General features: G+C 71.3%; 6 protein-coding genes. All 6 read left to right on the top strand.

Features of this window, described 5'->3' with window-relative positions:
* Window positions 1–196: 196 nt before the first annotated feature.
* The 6 genes from ACFVXA_RS26075 (at window position 197) to ACFVXA_RS26050 (ending at window position 7,798) form a co-directional block, all read left to right on the top strand.
* On the top strand, window positions 197–832 hold the full coding sequence (locus ACFVXA_RS26075; protein ID WP_362026118.1) for a TetR/AcrR family transcriptional regulator: 636 nt from the start codon (window positions 197–199) through the stop codon (window positions 830–832).
* A gap of 200 nt (window positions 833–1,032) precedes the next feature.
* Window positions 1,033–2,070 (top strand): endonuclease/exonuclease/phosphatase family protein, encoded by a 1,038-nt coding sequence (locus ACFVXA_RS26070; protein WP_383747430.1) that lies wholly within the window; start codon window positions 1,033–1,035, stop codon window positions 2,068–2,070.
* Between the two features lie 356 nt (window positions 2,071–2,426).
* Entirely contained in the window at window positions 2,427–3,650 is a 1,224-nt protein-coding gene (locus tag ACFVXA_RS26065; protein WP_390026891.1) for an MFS transporter, read from the top strand.
* Between the two features lie 147 nt (window positions 3,651–3,797).
* Window positions 3,798–4,181, top strand: a complete 384-nt coding sequence (locus tag ACFVXA_RS26060; RefSeq protein WP_389755326.1) for a DUF6153 family protein — start codon at window positions 3,798–3,800, stop codon at window positions 4,179–4,181.
* A gap of 109 nt (window positions 4,182–4,290) precedes the next feature.
* Window positions 4,291–5,946, top strand: coding sequence for a multicopper oxidase family protein (locus ACFVXA_RS26055; RefSeq protein WP_390026993.1), 1,656 nt, complete (start codon window positions 4,291–4,293; stop codon window positions 5,944–5,946).
* Window positions 5,947–6,043: 97 nt separating this feature from the next.
* Window positions 6,044–7,798, top strand: coding sequence for an NAD+ synthase (locus ACFVXA_RS26050; protein WP_362026131.1), 1,755 nt, complete (start codon window positions 6,044–6,046; stop codon window positions 7,796–7,798).
* Window positions 7,799–7,884: the final 86 nt, after the last annotated feature.

Genomic DNA, 7,884 nt, shown 5'->3' with positions numbered 1-7,884 from the left:
GTGGTGGGGGGGGGGTGGCCGCGGGGCGCCCCCCCGCGGGCGCGGGTGGGGGTGGGGTAGGTGGAGTGGGGCCCGGCCCCCCTCCCGGGACCGCGGGTCCGGCGGGGGGCCCCCCGGGCGCCGGGCCCCCGCGCGACGTGCACCAGGGAGAATGGACGCAGGTCACCGCAGGTCAACGAAGGAAACGGAGTTCACCGTGAGCCTCGCGCGCAGCCGAGCCGGGCACGAGGGCCCCACCAGGGGACGCCCCCGCAGCGAGGCCGTGGAGCGGGCCATCATCGAGGGCGTGATGAAGCTCCTGGAGGACGGTGTGCCGCTCGGGGACCTCTCCATCGAGCGCATCGCCCGCACGGCGGGCGTCGGCAAGGCGACCATCTACCGTCGCTGGAGCGGCAAGGAGGAGCTCTTCCTCGACGTGCTGCGCGCCGCCGAACCCCCGGACCCCGAACTCCCCGGCAGCTCGATGCGCGACGACCTGATCGTCCTCCTGGAGTCGCTGCGCCAACGAGGCCTGCTCAACCGCTCGTCGGCGATCCTGCACAACGTCCACGCGCAGATGAAGAGCAGCCCGAGGCTCTGGGCCGCGTACGACTCGACCGTCATAGCCCCGAGGCGCCAGCAGGGCTACGAGGTTCTGCGCCGCGGGGTGGAGAACGGCGAACTCCGCGACGACGTCGACATCGAGCTGCTCAACGACCTCTTCGTCGGCCCCATGCTCGTACGCGCCGTACTGCGCCCGGAGTCCGACCTCCCCGCGGATCTCGCGGAGCAGGTCGTCGACACGCTGCTGGAGGGTCTGCGCCCGGCGAGCCGTGACGTGCCCGGTTTCTGACGGGCCGGTTTCTGACGGTTCGTATGTGCGCGTTTCGTCACAGAGGGCGCGAGCAGCACCCGTATGCGGAACTCCGCACACGCAGTTGTACGTCCCCTTGCCCGTACGGCCGTCATGCGACGGCGAGAACGACACCGATCATCCCCTAGGGTCGTAGCCGAGGGGCAGACGGTGCGCACGGCAGGTTGTGAGGCGACGGTATGGCGCAGGCGTATATGACGGAGACGGGCAGCGGCGGCCAGGGGCCGGACCGCAGAGGGTCCCGGCTTCGACGCCTGCTGGACGGCTGGCGCGGTGACCGGGGCATCTGGCGGCGCGGTCTGATCCTCGCCGCGATCGCCGTGATCCTCGCCCTGGTGATGCTGCTGCACGCGCAGATCCCGAACACCATCGGCAACCTCGGCAGCCTCACCGAGACGTTCCTGCCCTGGCTGGGCCTGTTCGTCCCGGTCCTGCTGATCCTCGGTCTCGTACGGAAGTCCGCCTCCGCCCTGATCGCCGTGCTGCTGCCCGCGATCGTCTGGCTGAACCTCTTCGGCGGACTGCTCACCGACAAGACCGGCAGCGGCGGCGACCTCACCGTCGCCACCCACAACGTCAACGCCGAGAATCCGGACCCGTCCGGCACCGCCCGCGACGTGGCCGCGTCCGGCGCCGACGTGCTGGCCCTGGAGGAGCTGACCGCCTCGGCGGTCCCGGTGTACGAGAAGGCGCTCGCGTCGACGTACAAGTACCACTCCGTGCAGGGCACCGTCGGGCTGTGGAGCAAGTACCCGCTGACCGGCGCCCAGCCCGTCGACATCAAGCTGGGCTGGACGCGCGCGATGCGGGCGACGGTGACGACGCCGGCCGGGCAGGTCGCCTTCTACGTCGCCCACCTGCCCTCGGTGCGGGTGAAGCTGGAGGCCGGGTTCACCGCCCGCCAGCGCGACAAGAGCGCCGACGCGCTGGGCGAGGCGATCGCAGCCGAGCCGATCAAGCAGGTCGTGCTGCTCGGCGACCTCAACGGCACCATGAACGACCGCGCGCTGAACGCCGTCACCGCGCAGATGCGCTCCACCCAGGGCGCGGCGGGCAGCGGCTTCGGGTTCAGCTGGCCGGCGTCGTTCCCGATGGCCCGGATCGACCAGATCATGGTCAAGGGCATCGAGCCGGTGACCTCGTGGACCCTGCCCGAGACCGGCAGCGATCACCTCCCGATCGCCGCCCGCGTCAAGATGGACGCAACCGGGTCTTAACCTCCTGGAATACTGGGCCTGAGAGAGTTTGTTCCCTAACTGAACTTACGCGCCCTGTGCACAGCGGTGTGCATGGGGCGCGTCCCTGCGCGTGCGTATGTCCGAGTGCCTCGGAGTGCTGAGCGTCGAGTGCTGAAAGTGCTCAGCGTCGAGTGCTGATTACTGAGGTGCTGAGCATCGAGTGCTGAGTGCTGAGTGCTGAGTGCTGAGGTGCTGGGCGCTGAGGTGCTGGGCGCCGGTGCTGAGTACTGAAGTGCCCAGCGCCGAGTGCTGAGTCCCGAGCACGGAGCGTGCGCCCAGGGAACCGCTCGTCCCCGACCCGCCGCACGCTCTCCGCTCTTCTGAAAGGCCCCTTCATGCCCCTGGCCCTGCTCGCCCTCGCCGTGGGCGCCTTCGGCATCGGCACCACCGAGTTCGTGATGATGGGCCTGCTGCCCGACGTCGCGAACGACCTGGGCGTCTCGATCCCCACCGCCGGCCATCTGGTCTCGGCCTACGCCCTGGGCGTGGTGATCGGCGCCCCGCTGCTCGCCGCCGCCACCGCCCGGATGTCCCGTCGCAAGGTCCTGATCGCCCTCATGGGCGTCTTCGTGGCGGGCAACGCCCTGTCCGCCTTCGCCCCCGACTACCACTGGCTCCTCGCCGCCCGCTTCCTCAGCGGACTCCCGCACGGCGCCTTCTTCGGCGTGGGCGCCGTCGTCGCCACCAGCCTGGTCGCCCCCGAACGCAAGGCGCGCTCCGTCTCGCTGATGTTCCTCGGCCTGACGGTCGCGAACATCGCGGGTGTGCCGGTGGCGACGCTCATGGGCCAGCACCTGGGCTGGCGCGCCACGTTCCTGGGCGTGAGCGCGATCGGCGTGGCCGCCATAGCCTCGCTCGCGCTCCTGATCCCGCGTGATCACGCACACGCCCCCGCCGGCGGCCTGCGCGGCGAACTGGCCGCACTCCGTTCCCTCCCCGTCTGGCTGGCTCTCGGTACGACGGTGGCGGGCTTCGGCGCGCTCTTCTCCGCGTACAGCTACATCACGCCGATGCTCACCGACTCGGCCGGATACGCCGGGGGCAGCGTGACGTTGCTGCTGGCCCTCTTCGGCGTCGGCGCGACCGCCGGCAACCTGGTGGGCGGCCGGCTCGCCGACCACTCCCTGCGTGGAACCCTCTTCGGTGGCCTTGTCGCCCTGGTCGTGGTCCTGGCGCTCTTCCCCGTCCTCATGACCGCCCAGTGGAGCGCGGCCGTCGCGGTCACCCTCCTCGGCATGGCCGCCTTCGTCACCGGCTCGCCGCTCCAGCTGATGGTCATGGAGAAGGCCTCCGCCGCACCCTCCCTCGCCTCCTCCGCCAACCAGGCCGCGTTCAACCTCGCCAACGCGGGGGGCGCGTGGATCGGGGGGCTCGCCCTGGCGGCGGGCTTCGGGGCGACGTCGCCCGCGGTCGCGGGGGCCGGGCTGGCCGTGCTCGGCCTCGCGGTGGCCGCGCTCGCCTACGCCGTCGACCGTCGTCGCCAGGGGGCCGGCGTCGGCGCCCCGGGGCGCCTCGTCGCCGCGCACGTCCCGCCGCACGCGGAGCACGTGCACCACTGACGTTGCTCGCCCCCGCCGCCCCTGTCTGGCCCTTATCTGTGTCGGGCCGCCGCCCACACCCCGGCTTCGGCCCGAGCGGCCTCGTCCTCAGACGCCGCACGGGCCGAAAGCCGTGGCCCGATACCGGGTGGGGGTAAGGTGCCACCCATGAGCACGAGGAGCCGCACGTACGGACAGCTGCTGCTGTTCGCCGTGCTGCTCTTCGGGATCGTGACGATGCACACGCTGGGGCATCCGTCCGCGCACGGCCCCGCGGAGGGGCCCGGGCACGCGACGTACGCCATGGCCCACACGGACCGCCATGCGGCACCGGCGTCCGTGAGCGCCGAGATGCCCCCCATGACCGGCATGGACCCCCTGTCCGTCTGCCTTGCCGTACTCGGCGGCTTCACCCTCGTGCTGCTTCTCGCTCTGGCGGTGAGCGGCCCATGGGCAAGCGGGGCGGCCCGCCCCCCGCTGCCGCACGCGCTGTGGCCCGACCCGCCCCCACCCAGAACCCTTCTCTCTCGTCTGTCGGTGCTGCGCATCTAGATCGGCGCACCGGCTGCTTCCTCGCAAGCAGCGGACGCGCCCATCCGCACACACCACCACGACGAGGTGTCACTCAGTCATGCGCACCACAGCCATGCGCGCTACAGCCATGCCCGCCGCAGTCACGCGCTCCACAGCCACGCGTACGCACACGCGCCGTACTCTCCTCGGCGCGTCGGTCGCCGTCGCCGGGGCGGGGATCCTCTCCGCCTGCTCGGGACCGGAGCACACAGGGCACTCCGGCAGCGCTCCGGCGGGGTACGTCGACCCGGCCGGCCCCGAAGTCGCCGCCGCCGAGCGAAAGCGCGGCTCAGGACCTGTCCGCAAGGTCCGGCTCACCGCTGCCGCGACCTCCCTCGACCTCGGCGGTCGTACGGTCAGGTCCTGGGCGTACGGTGACGGCCTGCCCGGCGAGGCGGTCCGTGTCACCGCCGGGGACACCGTCGCCCTCACGCTCGCCAATCACCTCCCCGAGGCCACCTCGCTGCACTGGCACGGGATCGCCCTGCGCAACGACATGGACGGCGTGCCGGGCCTCACCCAGCGGGCGATCAAGCCGGGCGCCGACTTCACCTACCGCTTCACGGTGCCGCACCCGGGGACGTACTGGTTCCATCCGCACTCGGGCACCCAGCAGGACCGCGGTCTCTACGCGCCGCTCATCGTGGAGGACCCCAAGGAGCCCCTGTCGTACGACAAGGAGTGGGTGGTCGTCCTCGACGACTGGGTCGACGGGGTGGACGGCTCCACTCCGGACACCGTTCTCAAGGAGTTGAGCGGTGGCATGGGCATGGACCATTCCGGGCACGACATGTCTGGCATGTCGAACATGTCCATGGTGATGGGGAAGTCACCCTCGCCCTCGGCGCCGTCCTCGCCGTCGCCCTCGTCTTCGTCCACGGGCGGTCCCTCCCGCATGCTCATGGGCTCCCAAAGTGAGCTGCTGGGCGGCGACGCCGGCGATGTCGCGTATCCGTACTACCTGGTCAACGGGCGTACGGCGGAGGCGCCTTCGGCGTTCCGGGCGCGCCCCGGGGACCGGGTACGGATCCGGATCATCAACGCGGGCGGCGACACCGCCTTCCGTGTGGCTCTCGGCGGGCACGAGATGACGGTGACGCACACGGACGGCTTCCCGGTGCGGCACGCGACGACGGACGCGCTGTTGCTCGGCATGGGCGAGCGGTACGACGTGCTCGTCACGGTCAAGGACGGCGTCTTCCCGCTGGCCGCGCTGGCCGAGGGCAAGGGCGACAGCAAGGGCGCGGAGGCGTCGGCCCTGGCGCTGCTGCGGACGGGCCGAGGGACGGCGCCCACCGCCTCCGTACGACCGAGGGAGCTCGACGGGCGGCTGCTGACGGCCGAGGGGCTGCGGGCCGACGAGTCCGTGGCGCTGGCCGCCAAGGAGCCGGACCGCACGGTGAAGCTGCAGCTCACGGGCGGGATGGAGAAGTACGACTGGGCCTTCGACAAGAAGCCCTATCGCGTCGGGGCGGATCCGCGGTATCCCGTCCGGGCGGGGGAGCGGGTGCGGCTGGTGTTCGCCAACTCCACCAGCATGTGGCATCCCGTCCATCTGCACGGGCACACCTTCGGCCTGGCCGGTGTGGCGGGCGGGCCCCGCAAGGACACCGCGATCGTGCTGCCGAACGGGACGCTGACCGTCGACTTCGACGCCGACAACCCGGGACTGTGGATGATCCACTGCCACAACGTGTATCACTCGGAGGCGGGGATGATGACCGTGCTCGGTTACCGGAGCTGACGCGCCGGACCCGGCCCCTTGGGCCCTGAGGGCGGGGGCGTCCCCACGTGGGGCGCCCCACACCCCATTGCGTCGCTCTGACGATTACACTGGGCCCGTGCCTCAACTACGCCTTGCCCTGAATCAGATCGACTCGACCGTCGGCGATCTCGACGCCAACGCCGAGGCGATCCTCCGTTGGACCCGGCACTCCGCCGAGCAGGGAGCGCACCTGGTGGCGTTCCCCGAGATGGTGCTGACCGGGTATCCCGTCGAGGACCTCGCCCTGCGGTCGTCCTTCGTCGAGGCCTCCCGCGCGGCGCTGCGCTCGCTGGCCGCCCGGCTCGCCGACGAGGGCTTCGGGAAGCTGCCGGTGATCGTCGGCTACCTCGACCGGTCCGAGACCGCGCAGCCGAAGTACGGACAGCCGGCCGGCGCCCCGCAGAACGCCGCCGCCGTGCTGTACGAGGGCCGGGTGGCGCTGACCTTCGCCAAGCACCACCTTCCCAACTACGGCGTGTTCGACGAGTTCCGGTACTTCGTGCCCGGCGACACCATGCCGGTCGTGCGGGTGCACGGCGTCGATGTGGCCCTCGCCATCTGCGAGGACCTCTGGCAGGACGGCGGCCGTGTGCCGGCCGCCCGCTCCGCCGGGGCCGGGCTGCTGCTCTCCGTCAACGCCTCCCCGTACGAGCGCGACAAGGACGACACCCGGCTGGAGCTGGTGACCAAGCGCGCGCAGGAAGCGGGCTGCACCACCGCCTACCTCGCCATGATCGGCGGCCAGGACGAGCTGGTCTTCGACGGGGACTCGATCGTCGTCGACCGGAACGGCGAAGTCGTCGCGCGGGCGCCGCAGTTCGCCGAGGGATGCGTCGTACTGGACCTGGATCTGCCGGCCGCGGCCGCCGAGCCCGTCACGGGCATCGTCGACGACGGACTGCGGATCGAGCGGCTCGTGCTGTCCGAGGAGCCGCTGCCCGCGTACGAGGCGGAGCTCGCCGGGGGGTACGCGGAGCGGCTCGACGACGACGAGGAGGTCTACTCGGCGCTGGTCGTCGGCCTGCGGGCGTACGCGGCGAAGAACGGGTTCCGGTCGGTGCTGATCGGGCTGTCGGGCGGTATCGACTCTGCGCTGGTGGCGGCCATCGCGTGCGACGCGCTGGGCGCGCAGAACGTCTACGGCGTCTCGATGCCGTCGAAGTACTCGTCCGACCACTCCAAGGGCGACGCGGCGGAACTGGCGCGGCGGACGGGGCTGAACTTCCGGACCGTGCCGATCGAGCCGATGTTCGACGCGTACATGGCGTCGCTGGGGCTCACGGGGCTGGCCGAGGAGAACCTCCAGTCCCGGCTGCGGGGCACGACGCTGATGGCCATCTCCAACCAGGAGGGACACATCGTGCTGGCGCCCGGCAACAAGTCGGAGCTGGCCGTGGGCTACTCGACGCTGTACGGCGACTCGGTGGGGGCGTACGGGCCGATCAAGGACGTCTACAAGACGTCGATCTTCCGGCTCGCACAATGGCGGAACCGGGCGGCGGCGGAGCGGGGGCAGACGCCGCCGATTCCGGAGAACTCGATCGTCAAGCCGCCGAGCGCGGAGTTGCGTCCCGGCCAGGTCGACACGGACTCTCTCCCCGACTATCCCGTCCTGGACGCGATCCTCGAGCGGTACGTCGACCGCGACGAGGGGGCGGATGCCATCGTCGCGGCGGGATTCGACCGCGAGCTGGTCGTGAAGACCCTGCGCATGGTCGACACGGCGGAGTACAAGCGGCGCCAGTACCCGCCGGGCACCAAGATCTCCGCCAAGGGCTTCGGCAAGGACCGCCGCCTTCCGATCACGAACCGGTGGCGCGAACACGCGTAAACGGTTCTTCGCCCCCTCCGCCCAAGTCCCCCGCGCCCCTTTTAGGGGCGCGGGGAACTGCGCGATCTTTCAGGGGGGTCTGGGGG

It is taken from the genome of Streptomyces sp. NPDC058246, from assembly GCF_042881985.1.
GTDB lineage: Bacteria > Actinomycetota > Actinomycetes > Streptomycetales > Streptomycetaceae > Streptomyces.
This window is presented reverse-complemented; position numbering and strand designations above follow the sequence as displayed.

Coding starts and splice junctions, on each gene's coding strand:
- ACFVXA_RS26055 (WP_390026993.1), top strand. CDS start 4,291: ATGCCCGCCGCAGTCACGCGCTCCACAGCCACGCGTACGCACACGCGC.
- ACFVXA_RS26060 (WP_389755326.1), top strand. CDS start 3,798: ATGAGCACGAGGAGCCGCACGTACGGACAGCTGCTGCTGTTCGCCGTG.
- ACFVXA_RS26070 (WP_383747430.1), top strand. CDS start 1,033: ATGGCGCAGGCGTATATGACGGAGACGGGCAGCGGCGGCCAGGGGCCG.
- ACFVXA_RS26065 (WP_390026891.1), top strand. CDS start 2,427: ATGCCCCTGGCCCTGCTCGCCCTCGCCGTGGGCGCCTTCGGCATCGGC.